This is a genomic window from Saccharopolyspora rosea (assembly GCF_025643595.1).
In the GTDB taxonomy this organism is placed as follows: Bacteria; Actinomycetota; Actinomycetes; order Mycobacteriales; family Pseudonocardiaceae; genus Saccharopolyspora; species Saccharopolyspora rosea.
In genome coordinates, this window is the sequence record NZ_CP102826.1 from 3072459 (window position 1) to 3097453 (window position 24995).

Sequence of the window (24995 nt, forward strand, 5' to 3'; positions counted from 1 at the left end):
CGTCGGGGCTGTCCTCGCGAGACGCCCGCCCGTCGCCCGACCACCACCCCCCACGGAGGCGCTGCGCGCCGCTGTGCCCATCGGAGAACCCGCGGCGGTGCAAGTTGCGAGACCGCTCGCCGAAAGAGAAAGCGGCTCCGCCGCTTACCACGACCCGTCGGAACCAAGTTCAAAGACAGGCTCTCAGGACGCGGGATCGGGCGGTGCGCCTTCCGCCTCGATGCGGCTGATCGCGTCGGCGGCCCGCCGCAGCGCGGGCAGGAGTTCCGGCGCCTGCCCGGCGGTGAGCCGCATGATCGGTGCCTGGGCCGCCAGGCACAGGTTGGACCGGGCCGAGCGGGCATCCGCGGTCGGTACGAGCACGGCGATGCACACCAGTCCGGGGAGGAACTCCTCGTCGTCGATGGCGTAGCCGTCCCGCCGCACCCGTTGCAGCTCGGCTTCCAGCGCGTCGAGGTCGGTGATGGTCTTGGGCGTGTACTGCTTCAGCGGCGCGTGGGCGAGCAGCTTGTGCCGCTGGGCCGGGCTGAACTGGGAGAGGATCATCTTGCCGCTGGCCGAGCAGTGCACCGGCACCCGCGAGCCCGGCCGCAGGTAGAACCGGAGCGGTTCGGGGGTTTCGACCCGGTCGAGGTAGACCACCTCGTTGCCGGACAGCGCGGTGACGTTGCAGGTTTCGCCCAGTTCCTCGACGAGGTGGCGCAGCACGGCGTGCCGGGCGCCGTGCTGGGTGGCGTTGAGCAGCAGGTTCTCCGCGAGCCGCCGCAGCCGGCCGCCGGTTCCGTAGTGGCGGCCGTCGGCCTGCCGCACCAGCAGCCCCGCGGCTTCGAGTTGCTGTAACATGCGGTGCAGCGTCGGCTTGGGCATGCCGGTTTCCTCGACCAGGCCCTGCAACGACACGAACTGGTCCTTCGCGGCGATCAGCTCCAGCAGCGCGAACAGGCGCATCGTGGGCGTGTCGCCGTTGAGCTCGCCGCCGTCCGCCCGCGCCGCGGTGTCGGGTGTCTCGTTCATCGTGCGACCACCGTAGCGCCATTCCGGAAAGCTGTACAAGGCATACCGGTTTCTTGAACTTCTCGTTGACGTGGTTCGGGCCGCGCCCTAGCATCGGTGTCCTGTTTTCAGAGACGGTGCGTACCGATTTCTCGTACATCTCCCTTGATCTGCCGACAGGAGACACCGCTATGACTGACAAGATCGGGGATCCGGGCCGCGCCGCGGTCAGCGGCCCGCAGAAGATGACCCCGTCGGAGGCGTTCGTCGAGACGATGGTCGCCCACGGCGTCACGGACATCTTCGGCATCATGGGCTCGGCGTTCATGGACGCCATGGACATCTTCGCCCCGGCCGGGATCCGCCTCGTCCCGGTCGTGCACGAGCAGGGCGCCGCGCACATGGCCGACGGCTACTCGCGGGTGAGCGGACGGCACGGCGTGGTGATCGGGCAGAACGGCCCGGGCATCAGCAACTGCGTCACCGCGATCGCCGCGGCGTACTGGGCGCACAGCCCGGTGGTCATGGTGACCCCGGAGGCCGGGACCATGGGCATGGGCCTCGGGGGCTTCCAGGAGGCGAACCAGCTCCCGATGTTCCAGGAGTTCACCAAGTACCAGGCGCACGTGAACAACCCCGCCCGGATGGCCGAGTTCACCGGCCGCGCGTTCGACCGGGCGATGTCGGAGATCGGGCCGACCCAGCTGAACATCCCCCGGGACTACTTCTACGGCGAGCTCACCGCGGAGATCCCGCAGCCGAACCGGCTGGACCGCGGTCCGGGCGGCGAGGCCAGCCTCAACGAGGCGGCGGAGCTGCTGGCCAAGGCGGAGTTCCCGGTGATCATCTCCGGCGGGGGCGTCGTGATGGCCGACGCCGTGGCGGAGTGCCAGGCCCTGGCCGAGCGCCTCGGCGCCCCGGTGGTCAACAGCTACCTGCACAACGACTCGTTCCCGGCCAGCCACCCGCTGTGGTGCGGACCGCTGGGCTACCAGGGCTCGAAGGCCGCGATGAAGCTGATCTCGCAGGCCGACGTCGTCGTCGCGCTCGGTTCGCGGCTCGGCCCGTTCGGCACGCTGCCGCAGCACGGCCTGGACTACTGGCCCGAGCACGCCAAGGTCATCCAGATCGACGCCGACCACAAGATGCTCGGTCTGGTCAAGAAGATCTCGGTCGGTATCTGCGGGGACGCCAAGGCGTCCGCGGTCGCGCTGACCGAGCGCCTGGCCGGGCGGGCGCTGGCCTGCGACGCCACCCGCGAGCAGCGCGCCGAGCGGATCAGGTCCGAGAAGGACGCGTGGGAGGCCGAACTGGACTCGTGGTCGCACGAGACCGACCCGTACAGCCTGGACGTGATCGCCGAGCACGAGCGGGAAGAGGGCAACTGGCTGCACCCCCGCCAGGTCCTGCGGGAACTGGAGAAGGCGATGCCGCCGGACGTGGTGGTCTCCACCGACATCGGCAACATCAATTCGGTCGCCAACAGCTACCTGCGCTTCGAACGGCCCCGCAGCTTCCTCGCTCCGATGAGCTTCGGCAACTGCGGTTACGCGCTGCCGACCGTCATCGGTGCGAAGGCGGCCGCGCCGGAACGTCCGGCCGTGGCCTACGCCGGTGACGGCGCGTGGGCGATGAGCATGGGCGAGATCCTGACCGCCGTGCGGTACGACATCCCGGTCACGGCGGTGGTGTTCCACAACCGCCAGTGGGGCGCGGAGAAGAAGAACCAGGTGGACTTCTACAACCGCCGGTTCGTCGCCGAGGATCTCGACAGCCCCAGCTTCGCCGGAATCGCCCGGTCCATGGGCGCCGAGGGCGTCGTGGTGGACAAGCTCGACGACGTCGGCCCGGCCCTGCGCAAGGCCACCGACATGCAGATGAACGGCGGCCGGACCACGGTCATCGAGGTCATGTGCACCCGGGAGCTGGGCGACCCGTTCCGCCGGGACGCGCTGCGCAAGCCGGTCCGCCTGCTGGACAAGTACAAGGACTACGTCTGATCGAACGGCGCGTGCGCACGGCGGCCCGTGTCCCCGAGGGGCGCGGGCCGCCGTGCTGCTGGACGGGCGGCCCCGCCGGTCGCGGTCGCGGGGCCGCATGGCCGTCCCGCGATTCGCGGTGGGAGCCCGGCACGTGCCGCGGCGGTGCGGTCAGCGGGCGGCCGCCCGCCGCCCCTCCAGCAGCTCCTCGACCACCTCGCCGAGCCGGCGCATGCCGGGCTCGATCGCGCGCAGCGGGATGGCGGAGAAACCGATCCGGAAGTGGTGGCGCCCCTCGTCCCGGTCCAGGAAGAAGATGTCGCCGGGCTCGACGAGGATGCCGCGCTGCTCGGCGCGCTCGACCAGCGGTCGGCAGTCCAGTTCGGACGGACCGGTCATCCACAGGCTCACCCCGCCCGGCGGGAAGACCGGCTCCTGCCACGGCAGGTACCGGTCGACCATCTCGCAGGTCGCGATCCACTTGCGCATCAACTTCGTCCGGTAGCGGCGCAGCGAGCGCAGGTACTCGCCGCTTTCGATCAGCAGCGCCAACGCCCGCTGGAGGTGCCCCGGCGGGTGCCTGAGCACGTAGCGGCGCGCCTGCCGCAGCTCCGCGACCAGCGGAGCGGGGCCGACCAGGTAACCGAGGCGCAGGCCGGGGGACAGGAACTTCGAGAACGTGCCCAGGTACACCGCGTCGCCCGTGCTGTCCAGCGCCTTCAGCGCCGGGGTCGGCCGACCCTGGTAGCGGAACTCGCTGTCGTAGTCGTCCTCCACCACGACCGTCCCGCTCTCGGCCGCCAGCTGCAGGAGCTGGCGGCGCCGGCCGATGCTCAGCGTGGCGTTGGTCGGGTGGTGGTGGCTCGGCGTCAGGTACAGCAGGTCGGTGCCGCGGAAGGACTCCGGGGGTCGCACACCGGCCTGGTCCACCGGGCAGCCCACCACGTCGGCTCCGCTGCGCAGGAAGATGTGCCGGGCGTCCAGGTAGCCCGGGTCCTCGACCACCACCTGCTGCCCCGGCCCGAGCAGCACTCGGCTGAGCAGGTCCAGGCCCTGTTGCGACCCGACCGTCACCAGGATTTCCTCCGGTGCGGCCTCGATTCCCCGGGACGGCAGCAGGTGGCGGCGGATCATGTCGACCAGCATCGGATCGTCGCAGGCCACGCTGTCCTGCAGGCTGTAGTAGACGTGCGGGTGGAACAGCGCGTCGCGCAGGCACCGCGCCCACGACCGCGCGGGGAAAGCGCCGACGTCGACCTGGCCCGCGAGGAAGGGGTACGGGTACCGGTACCAGTCGGTGCGCTTCTCCACGTGCGGGACGTCGGCGTCCGGGCAGCGGCGGATGCGGCGGGACCAGTCGATGTGCGGAGTGGTGCTGCGCTCCTGGGCGGTGCACTGGTGCCGCATCTCGGAGTTGACGAACAGGCCGCGCCGCTCCTGGCTCTCCACGAACCCTTCGGCGATCAGCTCCTGGTAGGCCAGGTTGATCGTGTTCCGCGAGACGCCCAGTTCCTCGGACAGCTCGCGCGAGCTGGGCAACCGGTGCAACGGGTCGAACATGCCGACCGCGATGCCGTGCTCGATCGCTCGCCGCACCTGTTGGTACAGCGGCTCGTCGGAGTTGCGGTCCACTTCGATCAACGTTCTGGGCATCCACCCTCCCGCCGGGACTCGAACGCGGGTGGTGAACAGTAACCTCGTCGTCGCCGTGGGACCAGGCCCTGACGAGCGCGTCCCGACCACCGCGCGGACCGGGCCGTCCTGCGCACCTCCCACTTCCGGCGCCGCACCCGGTCGAACCGCCCTCGGTCCAGGTCCGCCCCAGGACCCGGTGGCGCCGGTGCCAGCAAGCGTGCCCGGCGGCTGGATCCCTGAGAAGAGCCAGAAAGTGCCGCTCCGGAAGGTCCAGCTGCTGATCCGGGTGCGGTCGTCCACTCTGGAATCGATCCAGTCCGCCCAGGGTGGCAGCTGTGCCGCCGCGATCGTCCGTCCACAGCGGTCGGTCTACGGCGCGACGCCGCTCACGGGGCCGCGGCCCCGAGGGCCTGCACGGCTCCGATGAGCGCGACCAGCTCCACGTCATCGGCGCTGCACCCCCGGGAGAGGTCGTTGAACGGCCGGCGCAACCCCTGCACGATCGGCCCGAGCGCGAGCGCGCCCCCGATCCGTTCGGCGATCTTGTACCCGATGTTGCCCGCGTCGAGGTTGGGGAAGACCAGGACCGTGGCGCGACCGGCGACGGCCGAGTCCGGCGCCTTGTGCGCGCTGACGGCGTCGACCAGTGCCGCGTCGAACTGCAACTCGCCGTCGATGAGCAGTTCCGGGGCACGCCGGCACGCCAACGCCGTGGCCGCGCGGACCTTCGCGACCCCGTCGTGCTCGGCGCTGCCCCGGGTGCTGAACGACAGCATCGCCACACGCGGTTCGACCCCGGTCAGCGACCGGTGGGTGTCCGCGGCGGCGACGGCGATGTCGGCCAGTTGCTCGGCCGTGGGGTCCGGCAGGACGGCGCAGTCGGCGAAGGTGAGCACCCGGCCGTCCGCGAGGACCATGACGAACGAGCTGCTGACCGTGGACACCTCCGGTCGGAGCCCGACGACGCGGATCCCGGCCCGGAGCACGTCGGCCGTCGGGCGGGCCGCTCCCGCCACGCCGGAGTCGACGAGGCCCGCCCGCAGCGCGGCGGCGCCGAGGTGGACCGGGTCGCGCAGCGCGGCTTCGAGGGTTCGCTCGGTTTTTCCGCGCAGCGATTCGGAAATCACCCGGTTGATGGTGGAATCGTCTTGCAGCGCACGCGTTTCCAGCACCAGCTCGTCGGGGATCGCGAAACCTCCGGAGCGGGCCAGCGCGGTGATCCGGTCCCGCCGTCCGATCAGGCGCGGGACGAGCAGGCCGTCGCGGTGCATGCGGAGCGCGGCGCGCACCACCCGCGGGTCCTCGCCGTCGGCCAGGGCCACCCGCACCGAGCGGCCGCCGACCCGCTCGCGCCAGCGGTCCAGCAGTGACAGGCCCACCGCGTCGCAGTGCTGGGTGACGACCGTCTTCTCCGCCACGACGCCTCCTGTATTCCAATATGTAGAAGTCGATTCCACATGGACGCTAATGGCGGCCCAGACCGGTGTCAACGACACCGCGGTACGCTGCTTCCAACATGTGGAAGGAGAATGGGATGCAGCGCGAGGCAGCTCCCCGGGTGGCCGGTGCGCAGACGATCAGCAGGGCGTTCGCCGTGCTGCGCCTGTTCCGGGACCGCGGCGGCGACCTCGGGGTCGGGCAGGTCGCCGGCGAACTCGGGCTCAACCTCAGCACCGCGCACCGCATCGTGCGGGCACTCGTCGCCGAGGGGTTCGTCGCGCAGAACCCCGAGACCGAGCGCTACCACCTCGGCACCGGCGCCCTGCTGCTCGGCCAGTCCGCCCACCGCAGCTTCGGTCTCGACGCGGTGTACCCGGTGCTGCGCGACCTCGCCGAGCGGACCGGCGAGTCGGTCAACCTCGGGGTGCTGTCCGACAACGCCGCGGTCGTCGTCGAGCGCGTCGAGTCCGCGCAGCCGTTGCGCTTCACCCAGCCACCCGGCACCCGCGTGGTGCTGCACGCCAGTTCCATGGGCAAGTGCCTGCTGGCGTTCAACGACGAGCTCGCCCGGACCCTCCGGGACGTCGAACTCGACCGCCTGACGGCCAACACGCACCCGGACGCGGCGAGCCTGGAGTCCGATCTCGACCGGATTCGCGAGCGCGGCTGGAGCACCGACGACGAGGAGTCCACCGTGGGCGTCCGCTGCGTGGGCGCGCCGGTGCGCGACGGCTCCGGCGCGGTGCGGGCCGCGATCGCGGTGCAGGCCCCCGCGGTGCGCATGCCCGACGAGCGCTTCGCGGAACTGGGACCGGAGGTCGTCTCGGCCGCCGCGGAGATCTCCCGGCTGCTGCCACCCGGCAACCGCTTCTGACCAGCCGTCCCACCGGAACGGTCCGGTGCGGTGGTCTGCTGGTTCCCCACGTCCGCACCGAACTGGCACTCCGCCGGACCAGCCCGCGCTCCCTACCGTGACCGGCCACGACGTGTCGGACGAACGGCCCGGCTCCGCCCCTCGGGGCGCGAGCGCGGCCGGAGGAGGAACCGTGGCTGAAGACATCGGACTGCGGCAAAGCCTGAAACGACGCCACATGAACCTGATCGCGCTGGGGGGTGTGATCGGCGCGGGCCTGTTCATCGGCAGCGGTGTGGTGATCCACCAGACCGGCCCCGCTGCCGTGGTGTCCTTCCTGCTGGCGGGCATGCTGACGGTGCTGATCATGCGGATGCTCGCCGAGATGACGGTCGCCCGCCCGGCGCTGGGCTCGTTCTACGTCTACGCCCGCGAGGCGCTGGGGCGCCGGGCGGGCTTCTCGGTCGGCTGGATGTACTGGTACTTCTTCGTCATCGTCGTCGCCGTCGAGGCGGTGGCCGGCGGGCAGATCCTGCACCTGTGGCTCCCGGACGTCCCGTTGTGGGCGCTGTCCGGCGGGCTGCTGACGCTGCTGACCCTGACGAACCTGATCTCGACCCGCTCGTACGGGGAGTTCGAGTACTGGTTCTCCTCGATCAAGGTGCTGGCGATCGTCTGCTTCCTCACCTTCGGCGTGCTGTACGTGTGCGGGTTCTGGCCGAACGCCCACGCGGGCCTGGCGAACCTGACCGCGCACGGCGGTTTCGCCCCGATGGGCATCGGCTCGGTCCTCGCGGCCGTCGTACCGTGCGTGGCGTTCTACACCGGCGCGGAGATCGTCACCATCGCGGCCGCCGAGTCGGCCGAACCCCAGCAGGCGGTGGCGCGGGCGATGCGCTCGATCATCTTCCGCGTGGTCGCCTTCTACGTGGGCTCGGTGTTCCTGGTGGTGGCGATCGTGCCGTGGACCTCCCCGGCGATCGGGGTGAGCCCGTACGCCGCGGTGCTGTCGGTGCTGGGCGTCCCGGCGGTGAGCACGGTGATGAACGCGGTCGTGCTGACCGCGGTGCTGTCGTGCCTGAACTCCGCGCTCTACACGTCCTCGCGGATGTTGTTCGCGCTGACGCGCACCGGGGACGCGCCGCGGGCGCTGACCAAGCTCAGCCGCGGCGGCGTGCCGCGGCGCGCCCTGCTGGCCGGGACGGTCGTCGGCTACGCCTCGGTGCTCGCGGCGTACCTCTCCCCGGACGTCGTGTTCGCGTTCCTGGTCAACTCCTACGGCGCGGTCGCGCTGTTCGTCTACCTGGCGATCGCGATGGCCCAGGTGCGGTTGCGCCGCCGGCTGGAGCGCACCGACCCGGGCGCGCTGACGGTGCGGATGTGGTGGTTCCCGTGGCTGAGCTACCTGACGATCGGGCTGATGGTCGCGGTCATCCTCGCGATGGCCGTGCTGCCGGGCACCCGCTCCCAGTTCTGGCTGAGCCTGGTGACCCTCGTGGTCGTCCTGGTCGCCTACCAGATCCGCGCTCGGCGCGGCACCGCAGACGCCGACATCCCGGCGATGCGCTCCCCGCAGCGGGCCGAGCGCACCGAGATGTCCACATCGGACTGAAAAGCCGGGGCCGTTCCCCTGGGAACGGCCCCGGCTCCGGCCCCGAACGCGTCCCGCGCGACGATGTCGGGGAGGTCGGCCACCGACGGCAGGACGTGCGTCGCGCCGTGGTCCTCCAGGGTGGCGCGGTCGTGCGCTCCGGTGAGCACCCCGGCCACGACCGATGCCCCCGAGCGGAGCCCGGCGAGCACGTCGGAGCCGGTGTCGCCGACGACCGCCACGGACCGCACGTCGTCGATCCGGAGCCGCAGCACCGCCGTCAGGACCATGTCGGGGTGGGGACGTCCCCGACCGGCGTCCTCCGGGGACAGCGCGAGATCGGCGAGGTCCGCCCAGCCGAGCCGGTCCAGCAGGCGTTGCCGGGTCGACCGCGAGAACCCCGTTGTCAGGCAGGTTCGCACACCCGACTCCCGCAGCGTCCGGACGACCCGCTCCGCGCCGGGCACGGGTTCGCACTCGTGCGCCAGCTCCTCGCAGTGGCGCTCGAACGCGGCGTTCCCGCGCTGCGCGCGCTCCTCGTCGCCGGGGAACAACGCGCGGAACACCTCGATCTTCGACTGCCCCATCGTCTCCCGGACGTGCCGCTGGGCGGCCTCCCGCGCCCCGGCGCCGACCCCGGACTCCCGCAGCGCGGCGTCGAACGCCCGCTCCACCAGGCCGTCGTCGCGCACCGTGGTCCCGGCCATGTCCAGCACCGCCAGCTGGATCGACACCACCTCTGCTCCTTCCCGTCGCACCGCGCAGCTCTCCCTTCCTCCGTCCACAGTGCACCGGGGGTGGGCGCGGCAGCCCGCGTCCACCCCCGGTGCGGTGCTGCTCACGCCAGCACGCCCGCCGGGTCGGTCCAGGACCGGCCGAACGCCTCGGCGACGTTGCGGTTGGTCAGCTCCCCGGCGATCGTGTTGACGCCCCCGGCCAGTTCCGGCCGGGCCTCGATCGCGCCCCGCAGCCCGCGGTTGGCGATCTCCACCGCGTACGGGAGGGTGACGTTGGTCAGGGCGTGGGTGGAGGTGTTGGGCACGGCGCCGGGCATGTTGGCCACGCAGTAGAAGACCGAGTTGTGCACCCGGTAGGTCGGGTCGTCGTGCGTGGTTGGGTGCGAGTCGGCGAAGCAGCCGCCCTGGTCGATGGCGATGTCGACGAGGACGCTGCCGGGCTTCATCTCCGACACCAGGTGGTTGGACACCAGTTGCGGGGCTTTGGCGCCCGGGATGAGCACCGCGCCGATGACCAGGTCGGCGGAGCGCACGGCCTGGTCGACCGAGTAGCGGTTCGACGAGACCGTGCGGATGCGTCCGCTGAAGTCGCGGTCGATCTCGCGGAGCTTGTCGACGTTGGTGTCCAGGAGTTCGACGTCGGCGCCCATGCCCAGCGCGACCCGTGCGGCGTTGAGCCCGGCGACGCCGCCGCCGATCACCACGACCCGGGCCGGGTGCACGCCGGGCACGCCGCCCGGCAGTACGCCGCGGCCGCCGCTGGGGCGCATCAGGGAGTAGGCGCCCACTTGCGGCGCGAGTCGACCCGCGACCTCGCTCATCGGCGCCAGCAAGGGCAGCGCGCCGTTCTCGGTCTGGACCGTCTCGTAGGCGATGCCGGTGACACCGGAACGGAGCATCGCGTCGGTCAGCTCGGCGGAAGCGGCCAGGTGCAGGTACGTGAACAGCACCTGATCCTCCCGCAGCCGCGGGTACTCCTCGGCGATCGGCTCCTTGACCTTGAGCACCATGTCCGCGCTCGCCCACACGTCATCGGCCTGCTCCAGCACCTTCGCCCCGGCCGCGGCGAAGTCCTCGTCGCCGATCGAGGAGCCGATCCCAGCCCCTCGCTCGACGACCACCTCGTGCCCGCCGGACACGAACTCGTGCACGCCCGCCGGGGTGATCGCGACCCGGTGCTCGTTGTTCTTCAACTCGCGGGGAACACCGATCCTCATCGCCACTCCAATCGGAAGACCACTTCTCGTCGAGGAGAGGTTGTGGTCCGAACTGGACCCGGGAGAAGGGCCAGACCGGTGCGCGGCGACGGTTCCAGCCTGGCTCCTGCGATCGCGCGGTTTCTGGACCTGCCGCCCCGGGCCCGCCGCCGGGCATCGTCGAAGACCTCGGGCAGCCGGAGAAGGAGGACGCGACGTGAACACAGCAGAGCTCAGGCAGCGGGCTCGCCGCCACCTCGGACCGCACTTCACCCGCGGCGCGCAGTGGACACCCGGCGAGATGCCGGTCTTCGTGCGAGGTGAGGAGTGCTACCTGCACGACAGCGAGGGACGCCGGTTCCTCGACGGCCTGTCGGGCCTGTTCTGCGCCAATCTCGGCCACAGCCGCAACGACATCGTCTCGGCGGCCGCCAAGCAGATGGAGACGTTGCCCTACTCGACCAACTGGGGATCGGCGCATCCACCGGCGATCGAGGCGGCGTCGCTGATCGCCGAGCTGGCACCGGGGGACGTGAACACCACGTTCTTCGTCAACTCCGGTTCGGAGGCGGTGGAGAGCGCGCTGAAGTTCGCCCGCCAGTACCACCGGAGCCGGGGCGAGCAGCAGCGCACGAAGATCATCAGTCGTCGGATGGCCTACCACGGGACCACCATGGGGGCGCTGTCGGTCACCGGGCTGCCGAAGATCCGCGAACCGTTCGGCCCGCTGCTCGACGGTGTGCGGCACGTGCCGAACACCCTGGGACATGTCGGCGACTGCGGCCCGGCGTCCGAACTGGACTGCGTGCGGGCGATCGAGGACGCGATCGTCGAGGAGGGACCGGAGACGATCGCGGCGCTGTTCGCCGAACCGGTGCAGAACGGTCGCGGTGCGCTGGTGCCGCCGGCCGGCTACTGGCAGGAACTGCGGCGGATCTGCGACACCTACGGCATCCTGCTCGTCTCCGACGAGGTGATCTGCTCGTTCGGGCGGCTCGGCTCGTGGTTCGGCAGCGCGCGGTTCGGCGTCGTGCCGGACCTGATCACCTTCGCCAAGGGCGCGACCGCCGGGTACGCGCCGCTCGGCGGCGTGGCGATCCGGGAACCCCTGGTGGCCCAGCTCTTCGAACACGGCGCCCGCAGCGGGTTCACCCACGGCGCGACCTGGGGCGGCCACCCGGTGGCCACGGCGGTATCGGTGGCGACCATCAACGCGATGCGCGAGGAAGCCGTCCTGTCCAATGTGGAATCGAGGGGGCCGGGACTGCGAGCCGGTCTGGACGAACTGCGACGCGTCCACCGCTGCGTCAAGGACGTCCGGGGCACCGGCTACTTCTACGCCATCGAGTTGATGGGCGACCGGAACTCCGGACGCGAACTCACCGACGAGGAGTCCGCGACGGTGCTGCGCGAGGTGCTGCCGAAGGCGTTCCAGCGCACCGGCGTGATCCTGCGCGGCGACGATCGCGGAGCCACCATGATCATGGTCTCGCCACCGCTGATCGCCGACGACACCGTGCTCACCGAACTGCTGCACGGCATCGACGGCATGCTCGACGACGTCGAGGCGGTCCTGTGACCGGTGGGGCGAGGGGAGTTGTCCGCAACGCCCCTCGCCCCACCGATCAGCGGAGGGTCAGTCGGTCGGCGCGAGCGGGCCGACCGGCAGCAGGGTGCGCCGCCAGGTGGCGTTCGCGACACCCGCGAACGACGCGTACCAGGCGAGCACCGCGGTGACCAGCCCGATCAGCCCACCGGCGTGCCCGATGCCGGTCGTGCCGGTGAAATCGCCCGCCGCCAGCACCAGGAAGGTCAGCGTCAGCGCGACGAAGACGAGCAGCACCGCGACGTTGACCCGCAGCGCGGCGACGGTCATGTAGGCGGTGAAGATCCCCCACGCGAGCAGGTAGAGGCCGGTCGCGGTGTCGGCGTTGGGGCCCAGGCCGTCGGCGACGAACTTGACGTAGGCGGCGAAGGACAACCAGAAGGCGCCGTACGAGGTGAACGCGACGGCGCCGAACGTGTTGGCCTTGCGGAACTCCCACATCCCGGCGAGCAGCTGCCCCAGTCCGCCGTAGAACAGCGCGAGCGGCAGCACGACCGCTTCGAGGCTCTTGTCGAGCAGACCCGCGTTGAACACGCTGAGCACGAAGGTCGTCAGGGCGAACGCGGCCAGCCCGAGCGGGCCCGGGTCGGCGATGTGAGCGGTGGGGTCGGCAGCCGGTGGTGCCTGCTGCTCGGTGGATGTCTCGTTGGCGGCTTGCGGCGACATCGTGCCTTTCTCCTGCGGACGGTGGTCCGGAGCGATCCCCGCGGTCCGGGACGCCCCTGGCTGGATCCCGGCAACGAGCGACCGCCGGACCCCTGGGGTCCGCACGGAGAGTGATGATCTGGTTGCCGGGTGCATCGCACTGTAGGCCATCCGGCCGCCGCCCCTGAAGACCGGCGGCCGAATTGTTGCCGAGGTCAAGTCGTTGCACAGCCCGGAAAGTTCGCTTTTCATCCGATTCGTCGCCCGGTGTCCACCTCGGACACCGCGGAGCGGTCGTGTTCGTGTCGATCGGATAACGGCCTGATCTCGGGGTGATCGTCCCTTGTGGACCCGGCTGCGATCGCGGACCGACCGGGCGCGGGAGTCGACGGCCACCCCGGCACCCGGGATCAACCGTGCCCGCTCAGAGCCTGTCTTTGCACTCGTTTTGAGTGGCGGTGCCGGGAGCGGAACCTCAGCGGCCCGCCCGTCGCCCGACCACCGCCCCCCACGGAGGCGCTGACGCGCCGCAGTCACATCGGCTCCGGGAGCCCCGACATCATGTAGCCGCCTACACCACGTCGGGGCTGTCCTCGCGAGACGACCGCTGAGAACCCGCGGCGGTGCGGGTTGCGAGACCGCTCACCGAAAGAGAAAGCGGCTGGCGCCGCTTACCACGCCCCCTCGGAACCAAGTTCAAAGACAGGCTCTCAGCTTGATCTTTAACCTTGTCGTCTGGGTTTGGTGCCCTTGTTGTGGTGGGTGGGGCGTTGGTATCTCTCGCCGGTGGTGAGGATGCGTCCGACGTTATGGCGTGGGGCGCGGCGGCGGTTTGTTGAGTCGGGTGGTCGTCCCGGACCGGGCCGGGTGGGTTTCGGTGCGCCCGCTGGCGAGGGGGTCTTCGTGCGCAGGTTCCGAAAACCCCGCCGGATGCGGGCGGGCGTGAGCCGCTCGGGTGGCGCTGGATTCTCCCAGGGACGCCGCAGGTCGGCGGTCAGTGGCCGGGCGAGGCGAAGCTGAGCGGTGGACAGTCCGGCAGCCAGCGCGGCGCCGATTCATGAGCGCGACGAACGGGTGGAACCGCAGCCGGGAGTTGACTGTTCGGTGTCGGCGGGCGCCGCTATCCCGCGGCGCAGCGGGTGATCCAGGATCTGCGCACAATTCGCGAAATCCTCGTTTCCGCGGGTTGTGCGCATTGTGCTCGCGGTGGGCGGGCGCTACCGCGTGGCCGGCGGGTTTCCGCTCACCGACCGCGAGGATCGCGCTGCCGAGCCCGCCTGGCGCCGGTGGTCATGGTGCGGTGTCCTCGCCCGGTGCGCCGCGTTCGCGCGTCTGACGGGTGGCGCGGCGGAGTTTGATGGCGAAAGCCAGTGCGGAGACGCCGAAAAGCACTGCGGTGATGGCCAACCACCGGCCGAGGTAGACGTTTCCGGACAGCCGCGTGGCGCCGGGGTAGAGGTCGGGGAGATCGAGTATCAGGGGGAACCAGACGATCAGCAGCACACCGGAGAGGAAGGTGGGCACGCGCAGGTAGTTGATCCACGGGATCCGCGGTGCGGCAGTGGGGCGGTGCCGCAGCACGGCGCGGGCCGACAGGTCCGCCAGCGAGTACAGCGGGAGCAGGATGAGGTCGTGGAGGATCGCCGCGCCGACGAACCAGATCGCCACCTCCAGCGGGCGGAGGGAGAACAGCCGCACCAGGGCGTAGGCGGCGAGGGCGAACGAGCAGATCAGCACGAGCAGGTGCAAGGGACCGGAACCGTACCAGCGCAGCAAACGTGTCATGGTCATGCTCTGAAAGTGAGCCGGTGCACCCATTTGGTGTTGTTCACACCGGGGTTGGCGGGAACGATGACGCGGGCCGGGTAGCCGTGGTCAACGGAGAGGTCAGCGCCGTTCACGCGCAGGGCCAGCAGCGACCGGGAGTCCGCGATCTGGTTGCCCCGCAGCGCCACCGCGCTGAACGGGCCGGAGGGCTGGACGGACTCCACCAGAACGCTCCCGGCGCGGGGCAGCCCGGCCAGTGCGGCGAGGTCGGCCAGCCGGAGGCCGCTCCAGCGCTGGTTCCCGGTGGACCACCCTTCGACGCAGGCGATGGGCAGGTCGGCGACGTGCTGGCGCATGGCCAGGAGCTGTTCGCGAGTCAGGACCAGCGGCGGTCCGTGGCCGCGGACCTCAAGCCGCCAGTCCGGGCCGATGTGCTCCGGGAGGACGCCGACGGCGGCGGCGGTCTTGTTGATCTGGAAGCCGTTCGGTCCGCTGCCCGGATCCCGGTTGTGCGGCGCGAGAACAGCGGTGGTGCGCAGCCAGCCGCCGATGCTCTGCCCCGCGGTGACCGCGAGCAGCAGCAGTGATCCCGCTCCGACCAGCCCCAGTGCGCCGCGCCGGGTCATCGTCGGCGCGGCCGGGTCGGTGGGCACCAGGAGGCGGTCGCGGTCCGGCGGCTCGGCGCGGGTGTGGGCGAGGTCGGTGCGCAGTTCCGCGACGAGGCTGCGGGAGCGCAGGGCGCGCGTCATCCGGCCCACTCGCAGGCACACGTGCAGGACGAAGGCGGCGATGAACACCCAGGCGCCGTAGAAGTGCAGGGTGTAGAAGGAACCCGGGAAGACGTAGTAGACCTGGATGTTGATGATGCCCGTGACGAACTGGAAGACGGCCCCGCCGACCAGCATCAGCAGGGACAGCCGCTCCAGTCCGTGGGCGAGGCTGCGCACCGGCGGCCACTCGAACAGCTTCGGGATCACCGACCAGAGCTTGCCCAGCAGAACGGGCACGAGGACCACGCCGAGCGTGACGTGGACGCCCTGGGTCAGCCGGTACAGCCAGTACGGGTGCGTGGGCCAGCTGAAGAGGTAGAAACCCAGCAGCCCCTTGTCCGGGGTCTGGTCGTTGACCGGGTCGAGTCCGGGGTTGTAGGCGGCGTAGGACAGCGCCCCGGTGACGAACAGCAGCGGGATCCCGATCAACAGGACCAGGCCGAACACCGAGGTCAGCCATGGTCCGCGGAGCGGACTGCGCCAGAACCCGGGACGGAACGGGCCCGGCGGTGCGGGGGCCTGCCCGATCCGCCGCGCCACGGCTCGGGCGCGAGCGGCAGCACCGGTCGCCAGGGCCGCCACGATGGCGGCAACGCGCGCGGTGACGGCGCGAGCGCGCGCGGCGGCCCGGGCGACCCGGAACCGGATCGCGGCGCTCGCGCGCTTGCGGCGGTTCCGGTCGCGTCCGCCGTCCGAGCTCGGGTGCGTCGAGCCGCCGGATGACATCGATTCCCCCGTCTCCCGCACCGCGTCACGAGTGCGGACTCCGCCAGGGCGTGGCAGGTGGACACCTCGAATCTGGCACAGGTCGCATCCGGCTGTCCGCGTCCGGTGCGCGTCCCAGGCGCCCTCGTCAGCCGAACGGGTGAGCTGGTGCTTCGCCCGGCCCGCTGCGCCTCGTGCACTGCGGCACCTCGGCGCACCGCAGCGCGGCACGCCTGGCGTGGGTCTCCAGCGCGTCCCGGCGGTGCTCGCGGCCGCGATTTCGCGGCGCCGCGCCCCCGGATCCGCCCTAGCCTCGGACGCGTGCTGGTGCTCGTCACGGGAGGGGCCGGGTTCATCGGCACGCGCATCGTCCGCGCGCTCGCCGAGGCCGGGCACGGGGTGCGCGTGCTGGACGCGCTGCTGCCCGCCGCGCACGGCGCACCACCCCGCCCGGCCCCACCGCCCGCCGGTGTGGAGTTCGTGCGCGGCGACGTCCGGGAACCGGCGACGGTGGAAGCCGCGTTGCGCGGGGTGGACGCCGTCTGCCACCAGGCGGCCATGGTCGGTGCCGGCAAGGACTTCGGCGATGCTCCCGACTACGTGCGGTGCAACGACCTGGGCAGTGCCGTCCTGCTCACCGCGATGGCCCGCCGCCGGGTGCGCGTCCTCGTGCTGGCCGGGTCGATGGTGGTCTACGGGGAGGGGTGCTACACCTGCGCCCGGCACGGCACCGTCCGACCCGGCCCCCGGCGGACCGAGGACCTGGCCGCGGGGCGCTTCGAACCCGCCTGCCCGCGCTGCGCGTCGCCGCTCACCCCCGCACTGGTGTCCGAGGACGCGCTGCCGGACCCGCGGACCGTGTACGCGGCGACGAAAGTCGCCCAGGAACACCTGGCCGGGTGCTGGGCTCGGGCCGGCGACGGCCGCGTGATCGCCCTGCGCTACCACAACGTCTACGGCCCGGGCATGCCGCGCGACACCCCGTACGCCGGGGTGGCCTCGCTGTTCCGCTCGGCACTCGCCCACGGCCGGCCCCCGCGCGTGTTCGAGGACGGCGGCCAGCGCCGGGACTTCATCCACGTCCAGGACGTCGCCGCCGCCAACCTCGCCGCCCTCACGGCCGCGGACGGCCTGCTCGCGCCCGGCACGCTGCGCGCCTACAACGTCGGCAGCGGCACCCCGCGCACGGTCGGGGAGATGGCCGCGGCGCTGGCCTCGTCCTGCGGCGGGCCCCAACCCGTCACCACCGGCGAGTACCGCCTCGGCGACGTCCGCCACATCACCGCCAGCTCGGCGCGACTGCGCGCGGAACTCGGCTGGCTCCCGCAGGTCTCCTTCGCCGAGGGCATGCGCGAGTTCGCCACCGCCCCGCTGCGCGGCGAGAACACCCGGGTGCCGCCGCGGTGACGGCGACGCCTGATCCACCGCACGACATCGCGCGTGCCCGCTTAGCCTGTCTTCGAACTCGTTTTGGGTGGCGGAGGCGCTGACGCGCCCCTGTGCCCATCGGAGAACCCGCGGCGGTGCGGGTTGCTTGCGTACTCACCGAAGGAGAAAGCGGCTGGCGCCGCTTGCCACGTGTGTTCCGGGAGCAGGTTCGAAGACAGGCTCCTAGCCTGGAAAGCGTGGGGGACGAGCCACCGGCGTCCGGTGAGGTGGTGCTGCCGTGCTTGGACGAGGCGGCCGCCTTGCCCTGGGTGCTGGGCAGGATCCCGCCCGGCTGGCGTGCCGTGGTCGTGGACAACGGCTCCACCGATGGCTCCGCTGAACTCGCCGCCTCGCTCGGCGCGCACGTCGTCGCCGAACCGCTGCGCGGCTTCGGCGCCGCCTGCGCGGCCGGGCTGCACGCCGCCACCGCACCCCTGGTCGGTTTCTGCGACTGCGATGCCTCCCTGGACCCCGGACTGCTGCCGTTGCTGGCCGCTCCCGTCCTCGAAGGTCGCGCGGATCTCGTGCTCGGCCGCCGCACGCCCACCGGTCCCGGCTCCTGGCCGGTGCACGCCCGACTCGCCAACCGCGCGCTGGCTCGCCTGATCCGCCGCCGCACCGGGCTGCACCTGCACGACCTCGGGCCGATGCGGGTGGCCCGGCGGGAGGCCCTGCTCACCCTGGCGCTGACCGACCGCAGGTCGGGTTACCCGCTGCAGATGGTCGTCCACGCCGCCGACGCCGGGTGGCGGGTGCGCGAGACCGACGTCCCGTACCACCCGCGCGTCGGGCGGTCCAAGGTCACCGGCACCTGGCGCGGAACCCGGCACGCCGTCCGCGACATGCGCGCCGTGCTCGACGAACCGCTGCACCGGAACACCGGGACCGCCCGATGACGCCCGGCGCCGAGCCGCCGACCACGCTGCTGGTCATCGCCAAGCAGCCGCGGCCCGGGCACGTCAAGACCCGACTGACCCCGCCGTTCACCCCCGTCCAGGCCGCTGCGCTGGCCGAGGCCGCGCTCGCCGACACCCTGCAGGCCGTGCGCCGCTGCCCGGCCCGCCGCCGGGTACTCGTGCTGGACGGCAGGCCGGGACGCTGGCTGCCACCCGGCGTCGAGGTGATACCGCAGGCCGCCGGCGGCCTCGATGAGCGCCTGGCCGAAGCCTTCAGCGCCGTCGCGGGCAGTCCCGCGCTGCTGGTCGGCGCGGACACCCCGCAGCTGACCCCCCAGTTGCTCGCCCCCGCGCTGGCGCCCGACGCCTGGCGGGAATGCGACGCGTGGTTCGGCCCGGCGACCGACGGCGGTTTTTGGGCGCTCGGCCTCGCCGCCCCGGACCCGGCGCTCCTGCGCGGCGTCCCGATGTCCACACCGCACACCGGCGCCACCCAGCGCCGCCGGCTCACCGCGGCGGGCCTGCGCGTCCGCGACCTGCCACCGCTGCGCGACGTCGACACGGCACCCGACGCCGTCGCGGTGGCCGCGGCCGCCCCGCGGTCGCGCTTCGCCGCGCTGCTCGACAACTACGTGCCCGCGACCGGGCCCCGGTGACCCCGGCCCCGCGGCCGATGCGCAGGCGGGACGAACGGGCGGGTCCGGCGTTCACCGGGACGGTCTCCCGGTTTTCCTCCCGCTGAGCAGGACCGCGTGTTCGACGGGCAGGCCGGGCGCAGCACTGTTTCCGTGCGAGGAGGAGCGGAACACGACGATGGGAAGGCACCGCATGGGGACGTTGCAGGGGCAGGTCGCGCTCGTCACCGGAGCAGGACAAGGCGTCGGGCGGGGCATCGCGCTCGCCCTGGCGGACGCGGGCGCGTCCGTGGCGGTGGTCGGCCGCACCGAGGCGAAGTTGCAGGACACCTGCGCGTTGATCCGGGAACGCGGCGCCAGGGCCGAACCGTTCACGGTCGACGTGGCGGACACCGCCGCCATCCCGCCCCTCGTGGAGCGGGTCGTGCGCAGCACGGGCGGTGTCGACATCCTGGTCAACAACGCCTACGCGGGCGCCTTCGGGCCGCTGCTGTCGATGAGCGACGACGACTTCCAGCGGGGGTTCCGGACCGCGCCGTTCGCCACGTTCGCGTTCATGAAGGCATGCCACCCGCACCTGAAGGCCAACGGCGGCGGTTCGATCGTCAACCTCGTCTCCTCCGCGATGGTGCGCTGGGATCCCACGACCTTCGGTGCGTACGCCGCGGCCAAGCAGGCCGTCCGCTCGCTCACCAGGACCGCGGCGGTGGAGTGGGGCCGCGACGGGATCCGCGCGAACTCGATCGCGCCCCACGCGCTCTCCCCGGGTCTGGAGTCCTGGATCGAGGCCAACCCGGAGGAGGCCGCCGCATTCGCCGCGTCCATCCCGCTCGGGCGGATCGGTGAGTGCGAGGCGGACATCGGCCGGGCCGTCGTCGCCCTGGTCGGCCCGGACATGCGCTACCTGACCGGAGCGACCGTCCCGCTGGACGGCGGACAGGCGTTCTTCGGCTGACCCGGCGGTCTCGTCGCTTCCGCCCCGCGGCCCGGGACACCCCGGGCCGACCACGTCCGCTGAACCGGGAGGGCCGATGACCGAACGCCGGGACACCATCGCCGATCTGCTGCTCGACCGGATCGGTGACCAGCGGCCGGGACTCCGTTCGCGGGAGCGGACCTGGACCTGGGACGAGGTGGTCGCCGACAGCGCGGTCCGCGCCGGCCGGCTCCGGCGGTTGCGCGCCGAGGATCGCCCGTTCCACGTCGGGATCCTCCTCGACAACGTCCCGGAGTTCGTGCTCTGGCTGGGCGCGGCCGCGCTCAGCGGTGCGGCGGTGGTGGGCATCAACCCGACCCGCCGCGGCGCTGCGCTGGAGGAGGAGGTGCGCCGCACCGACCTCCAGCTGGTGGTGACCGATGCGGCGGGATGGGAGATCCTCGGAGGTCTGGACATCGGCGTGGCGCGGGACCGCGTCCTGCTCGTGGATTCGGCGGAGTACGCCGCGCAGTTGGCGACGCTGCCGGCCGAGCCCATCCGGGATCCGTCGGTCACGGCCTCGACCCGGATGCTGCTGTTGTTCACCTCCGGGACCACCGGCGCGTCGAAGGCGGCGATCTGCTCCCAGGGACGCCTCGCGAGGCTGGCTCGGCAGAACACCGCGAAGTACCGCATCGGCCGCGACGACGTCTGCTACTGCTGCATGCCGCTGTTCCACGGCAACGCGCTGATGGCCCTGTGGGCGCCTGCGCTGCTCGCCGGAGCATGCGTGGCGCTCGCACCGAAGTTCACGGCGTCGGGCTTCCTGCGGGACGTGCGCCACTACGGCGCGACCTACTTCACCTACGTCGGCAAGGCGCTCGGCTACGTCCTCGGCCAGCCGGAGCGGCCGGACGACGCGGACAACCCGCTCACGCACGGCTTCGGCACCGAGGCGTCCCCGGAGGACCGGATCGAGTTCAAGCGCCGCTTCGGGGCGACGCTGTACGAGGGCTACGGATCCAGCGAGAGCGCCGGGATGGTCGACCGGACGCCGGACGGGCCGCCGGCGGCGATGGGAGTGCCCGCCCACGCGGGCGTCCGCGTCGTCGACCCGCGGACCCTCGAAACGTGCCCGCGGGCGGCGCTGGACGAGCACGGCCGGGTGCGCAACGCCGAAGAAGCCATCGGCGAGATCGTCGACACCGAGGGCGCCGCGAAGTTCGAGGGCTACTACAACGACCCGGAGGCCAACGCCGAACGGGTCCGCCACGGCTGGTACTGGACCGCCGACCTCGGATACGTCGACCAGGCCGGCTACCTGTACTTCGCAGGTCGAGCGGGCGACTGGATCCGGGTGGACGGGGAGAACATCTCCGCGCTGCTGATCGAGCGGGTCCTGCGCCGCCACCCCGACGTCGTGGCGGCCGCCGCCTTCGCGGTTCCCGACCCGCGTTCCGGTGACCAGGTGATGGCGGCCATCGAAATCCCCGAGCGGGTGCGCTTCGACGACCTCGCCATGGCGGACTTCCTCGCCGGGCAGGAGGACCTGGGCACCAAGGGGGTTCCGCGCTACATCCGCGTGTCGCACCAGTTGCCCGCGACCGGCTCGAACAAGCTCCGCAAGAAGGAGATGCGGGCCGACGGCTGGCGCACCACCGACGACGTGCACTGGTGGGCCGACCGGGGCGAGCCGTCGTACGCGCCGATGACCGACGAGGACAAGCGGCGGCTGCGCGAGCAGTTCGCCGCGAACGGCCGCTTGCGCTTCCTGCCCTAGCGACAGGAGTCCCATGTGGACTTTCCCGTCCCACCACCTCGACGAGGCGGGGAGGGCGGACCACGACTTCCGGCGCTGGTGGCACCGATCGGCCGAGCGCGCCCGGTGAAGGACTTCCGGTCGCGGAGTCCGTTGTGGACTCGTCGTCGCCATGTGCGCTCGGCCGAGCGCACATGGCGACGACGGGCCGGCAATCCCGTGCCGGCACCGGTGCGCGGTCCCGGTCCGCCTTCGGGTCAGCTGCGCGCTGCCGCGACCTGCGGTTCCGGCGACAGGCGGTCGGCCCGGTCGAGCGCGCTGACACCGGCGGCGCACACGAGACCGAGAGCGGCCATGGCCAGCCACGGGAGCATGGACAGGCCCGACGAGCGAGCGACGTCCAGCGCGCTGCCGGTGACCAGGTTCCCGAGCATGATGCCGATGCCGCACACCGTGTTGTAGAGGCCGTAGTACGTCGCGACCATCCGGTTCCCGGACAGCGAGACGATCGTGTCCATTTCGAACGGGAACACGATGACCTGGCCGAGCGAGAGCAAGCTCGCCGACAGCACGAGCGGTGCGATCCGCACGACGAGCTCGCCGGCCGAGATCCCCGCCGCAGGCAGGGGAGTGGCGGCGGTGAGCAGTGGCGGGACGAACGCCGATCCCATCAGCAGCAGGCCGCTGGTGAGGCATCGACCGGGGCCCCACCGCCGCTTGCACCACGCGGTGATGCGGAGCTGGCCGACGAGCGCGAGCACACCGGAGACCGCGAACAGCGCCGCGACCGCGGCGGTGCCGGGCAGGCCGGGCCCGGCCAGCCGTCGCGCCTCCAGCGGCAGCGCCAGGTAGACCTGGTAGGATAGGACGTACGAACCGATCATCGCGATCGAGAACATGACGAACGAACCGTGGGAGACGACCGTCCGCCAGTCCGACAGCACCGAGGACGCACTCGGACCGCCCCGGCCGGCCGCGCGCTGCGGTAGGGCGCGAGCCTGCAGGACGGTCAGGACCGCGAAGATGGCCGCGGCGACGAAGCAGGTCGCCTGGAAGGCCACCCCGGTGAGCACCAGGCCCACCAACGGGCCGAGCAGGATCCCGGTCTGGTAGAAGACGTTGAACAACGCGAACGCCTCGACGCGTCGTTCACCCGCGTCGTGCGCCAGGTAGGCGCGCACCGCCGGGTTGAACAGCGCCCCGGCGAACCCGGTCGCCGCTGACGCGACCACCAGAGCCGGAACCGAATTCGCCACGCCCAGCAGGGCGAAACCGATCGTGCGCAGCAGGCAGCCCGCGATGATCAGCGGCTTGTACCCGAACCGGTCGGCGAGCGTGCCGCCGATCAGGAACATCCCCTGCTGGGAGAAGTTCCGCACCCCGAGGATCAACCCGACGATCCACGTCGCCAGCCCGAGCCCGCCGGACAGGTGCGCCGCCAGGTACGGGATGAGCATGTAGAAGCCGAGGTTGATGGTGAACTGGTTGAGCACCAGCAGCCGCACCGTCCGGTCGAACGACCGGTACTGGCGAACCGTCCGGATCAACGCGCACCCCCTGCGGTCGTGGTCGTCGCGGGCGAAGCCGCTGCGGGCGCGGAGACGTCGGTGCACCGCGTCCACCGGGTGACTTCGCGTTCTCGGGCGTGGGCGACGACGTCGGGCTCGGTCGGCGGTTCGACGTCCAGCAGATCGTTGCGGTGGCAGTACTCGTCGTTGTAGAGCGTGTCGAAGTACCGCTGCGGACCGTCCGGGAATATCGCCGCGACACGGGTGCTGCGGCCGACCCGGCGGGCTGCCCAGCCCGCGACCAGGCCGACGGCTCCCACGCTCCAGCCGCCGCTGGCGTAGGTGGCGGCCGCGAGCCGCCGGGCGGCCCAGACCGCCTCGGCCGGGCCGACCCAGTGGACCTCGTCGAACGCGCCGTAGTCGATGTTGCGCGGGTAGATGCTGGAACCGAGCCCGCGCATGAGCCGCTTCCGCGCCGGTTGCCCGAAAATGGTCGACCCGACGGTGTCCACACCGATCAGCCGCATGTCGGGGTTGAAGTTCCGGAGCACCCGCGTCACACCGGCGGAATGTCCGCCGGTGCCCACGGAGCACACGAGAACGTCGATCCTGCGCAGTTGGGTGACCAATTCGAGCGCGAGCGAGGAGTAGCCCGCGACGTTGTCGGGGTTGTTGTACTGGTCGGGGCAGAACGAACCGGGATTGGCGGCGAGCAGCTCGTGCACCCGCTGCCGGCGGGCCTGCTGCCAACCCCCGGTCGGATGCGGTTCGGCGACGACGTCGACGAGGGCGCCGTAGGCGCGCAGCATCCGCCGCATCATCGGTTCCAGCCCGGGGTCGGTCACCAGCGTGACCGGGTGTTCGTGGGTGATGCCCGCCAGCGCCAGACCGAGGCCGAGCGTGCCGCTGGTCGACTCCACGATCAGCCCACCTGGCTGGAGGTCACCGCGCTGTCGCGCGCGTTCGACCATGTGCAGCGCGGGCCTGTCCTTCATGCCGCCCGGGTTGTGGCCTTCGAGCTTGGCCCAGAAACCGGTGCCGAGCGGGTTGAACGGTTCGTCGATCCACAGGACCGGGGTGTTGCCGACCGTCGTGTCGATTCCGTGCGCGCGAACCCGGCCGAAGCCGGAATCGTTGGCAGGGACGAATTCGGCGTCTTTCTGGGCATGCGGGAGCAACAGTTCCATGTCGGGTAGTCCCTCGCGAAGAGAAGTTCACCGCGTGCGAGCGCAAGCGGGTGGGAGACAGCACCGGTCCCGAGTCGAAGCGACCCGAGCCGGCGGTGCTTACCGGTTGGTTCCGGAGAGAACGGGAGGGACGATCACGTGCGCGAGACGCACGAGCGGACGAGGACCTCGCGCCCGCTCGGCGGCAGCACAGGCCGGGAACACCAGGGCGAATGCGGACGTCGAGCCTGCGCGAACGGCGTGTCGGCCGTGGTCACGACGTCGTCGCCGACGACCGCGGGCACGACCGCCGCCAGGTCCCGGGAGGAGGCCATGCAGTGCGGGTCCGTCGGCCCGTGCTCCGCATCTCCGCAGTTGTCCTGGTCCTGGCCGTGCGAGCCGGAAGTGGTGACGACGTTGACGCTCGCCGGCGGGCTGGGGCGTTGCGCGGCGCGGGCGTGGTCTCCGCAGATCATCGCGTTCGCCGCGAGCAGCGAAGCCAGTGCGAGCACAGCGAGGCACAGGCGACGCGCAGAGCGGCGGCGAACGGTGATCGGCGAAACGCGCACGGTGACAACCGTGCCAGGACGTCGTCGGCCGGGTGCCGCTGGATCTCGGCAATCCGAGAGTTCGACGAGTGCTCACCCTTGCTGAAAGCGGGTTTTGGCCGAACAGGGACTCTACTGTGGACCCTGCACCGCCGAGCTGGCGGTGCAGGCGTTCGGGGGGCTCACGTTGATCCCGGAGGTGGCCGCGTTCGGCGGGTACTC

The 24995-nt window shown here is 71.7% G+C and carries 20 protein-coding genes; 9 read left to right on the top strand and 11 right to left on the bottom strand.

All coding sequences use genetic code 11. The annotated features are described in order from the left end of the window. Positions 1-183: 183 nt before the first annotated feature. Positions 184-1014, bottom strand: coding sequence for an IclR family transcriptional regulator (locus NV263_RS14245; protein WP_263253689.1), 831 nt, complete (start codon positions 1012-1014; stop codon positions 184-186). A gap of 170 nt (positions 1015-1184) precedes the next feature. Between NV263_RS14245 and xsc the strand changes: the two genes are divergently transcribed. After that, complete coding sequence (xsc, locus tag NV263_RS14250; protein WP_263253690.1) at positions 1185-2993, top strand: sulfoacetaldehyde acetyltransferase; 1809 nt, start codon at positions 1185-1187, stop codon at positions 2991-2993. Positions 2994-3143: 150 nt separating this feature from the next. On the opposite strand, the gene pdxR is transcribed toward xsc, so the two are convergent. Continuing rightward, a complete protein-coding gene (gene pdxR / locus NV263_RS14255) occupies positions 3144-4625 on the bottom strand; it encodes a MocR-like pyridoxine biosynthesis transcription factor PdxR (protein ID WP_263253692.1) in 1482 nt (493 codons plus the stop codon). Positions 4626-4993: 368 nt separating this feature from the next. Beyond that, positions 4994-6025: a phosphotransacetylase gene (locus NV263_RS14260; RefSeq protein ID WP_263253694.1), complete on the bottom strand. Its 1032-nt coding sequence runs from the start codon at positions 6023-6025 to the stop codon at positions 4994-4996. 116 nt (positions 6026-6141) lie between these two features. Between NV263_RS14260 and NV263_RS14265 the strand changes: the two genes are divergently transcribed. After that, positions 6142-6921, top strand: coding sequence for an IclR family transcriptional regulator (locus NV263_RS14265; protein WP_263253696.1), 780 nt, complete (start codon positions 6142-6144; stop codon positions 6919-6921). A 217-nt stretch (positions 6922-7138) separates the two neighbouring features. Next, complete coding sequence (locus NV263_RS14270; protein ID WP_263254188.1) at positions 7139-8512, top strand: amino acid permease; 1374 nt, start codon at positions 7139-7141, stop codon at positions 8510-8512. Here the strand turns inward: NV263_RS14270 and NV263_RS14275 are convergent. Both NV263_RS14275 and ald read right to left on the bottom strand, forming a co-directional pair. Continuing rightward, positions 8413-9225 (bottom strand): phosphonatase-like hydrolase, encoded by an 813-nt coding sequence (locus NV263_RS14275; RefSeq protein WP_317630425.1) that lies wholly within the window; start codon positions 9223-9225, stop codon positions 8413-8415. The genes NV263_RS14270 and NV263_RS14275 overlap by 100 nt on opposite strands. A gap of 104 nt (positions 9226-9329) precedes the next feature. Next, on the bottom strand, positions 9330-10445 hold the full coding sequence (gene ald, locus NV263_RS14280; protein WP_263253698.1) for an alanine dehydrogenase: 1116 nt from the start codon (positions 10443-10445) through the stop codon (positions 9330-9332). Between the two features lie 196 nt (positions 10446-10641). Here ald and NV263_RS14285 point away from each other — a divergent pair, with 196 nt between their 5' ends. Then, a complete protein-coding gene (locus tag NV263_RS14285; protein ID WP_263253700.1) occupies positions 10642-12003 on the top strand; it encodes an aspartate aminotransferase family protein in 1362 nt (453 codons plus the stop codon). A gap of 57 nt (positions 12004-12060) precedes the next feature. On the opposite strand, the gene NV263_RS14290 is transcribed toward NV263_RS14285, so the two are convergent. The 3 genes from NV263_RS14290 to NV263_RS14300 form a co-directional block, all read right to left on the bottom strand. Then, a complete protein-coding gene (locus tag NV263_RS14290; protein WP_263253702.1) occupies positions 12061-12696 on the bottom strand; it encodes an acetate uptake transporter in 636 nt (211 codons plus the stop codon). 1269 nt (positions 12697-13965) lie between these two features. Continuing rightward, positions 13966-14466 (bottom strand): hypothetical protein, encoded by a 501-nt coding sequence (locus tag NV263_RS14295; protein ID WP_263253704.1) that lies wholly within the window; start codon positions 14464-14466, stop codon positions 13966-13968. Beyond that, entirely contained in the window at positions 14463-15938 is a 1476-nt protein-coding gene (locus NV263_RS14300; protein ID WP_263253705.1) for a molybdopterin-dependent oxidoreductase, read from the bottom strand. The genes NV263_RS14295 and NV263_RS14300 overlap by 4 nt, the downstream gene beginning before the upstream one ends. A gap of 300 nt (positions 15939-16238) precedes the next feature. On the opposite strand from NV263_RS14300, the gene NV263_RS14305 reads away from it, so the two are divergent. The 5 genes from NV263_RS14305 (at position 16239) to NV263_RS14325 (ending at position 21572) form a co-directional block, all read left to right on the top strand. Then, positions 16239-17324, top strand: coding sequence for an NAD-dependent epimerase/dehydratase family protein (locus NV263_RS14305; RefSeq protein WP_263253707.1), 1086 nt, complete (start codon positions 16239-16241; stop codon positions 17322-17324). Positions 17325-17542: 218 nt separating this feature from the next. Next, on the top strand, positions 17543-18241 hold the full coding sequence (locus NV263_RS14310; RefSeq protein WP_263253709.1) for a glycosyltransferase: 699 nt from the start codon (positions 17543-17545) through the stop codon (positions 18239-18241). After that, entirely contained in the window at positions 18238-18897 is a 660-nt protein-coding gene (locus NV263_RS14315) for a TIGR04282 family arsenosugar biosynthesis glycosyltransferase (protein ID WP_263253710.1), read from the top strand. Before NV263_RS14310 ends, NV263_RS14315 begins: the two co-directional genes overlap by 4 nt. A gap of 172 nt (positions 18898-19069) precedes the next feature. Then, entirely contained in the window at positions 19070-19831 is a 762-nt protein-coding gene (locus NV263_RS14320; RefSeq protein ID WP_263253712.1) for an SDR family NAD(P)-dependent oxidoreductase, read from the top strand. Between the two features lie 76 nt (positions 19832-19907). Further along, positions 19908-21572, top strand: a complete 1665-nt coding sequence (locus NV263_RS14325; RefSeq protein ID WP_263253714.1) for an AMP-binding protein — start codon at positions 19908-19910, stop codon at positions 21570-21572. A gap of 236 nt (positions 21573-21808) precedes the next feature. Here NV263_RS14325 and NV263_RS14330 read toward each other — a convergent pair whose 3' ends face one another. From NV263_RS14330 to NV263_RS14340, 3 genes are all read right to left on the bottom strand, one after another. Further along, the gene (locus NV263_RS14330; protein ID WP_263254190.1) at positions 21809-23098 is read right to left on the bottom strand and encodes an MFS transporter; all 1290 of its coding nucleotides are present in this window, start codon (positions 23096-23098) and stop codon (positions 21809-21811) included. Next, positions 23095-24237 carry a PLP-dependent cysteine synthase family protein gene (locus NV263_RS14335; protein WP_380758001.1) on the bottom strand — a complete coding sequence of 381 codons (1143 nt, stop codon included), beginning with the start codon at positions 24235-24237 and terminating at the stop codon, positions 23095-23097. Before NV263_RS14335 ends, NV263_RS14330 begins: the two co-directional genes overlap by 4 nt. 143 nt (positions 24238-24380) lie before the next feature. Next, positions 24381-24737, bottom strand: coding sequence for a hypothetical protein (locus NV263_RS14340; protein ID WP_263253718.1), 357 nt, complete (start codon positions 24735-24737; stop codon positions 24381-24383). Positions 24738-24995: the final 258 nt, after the last annotated feature.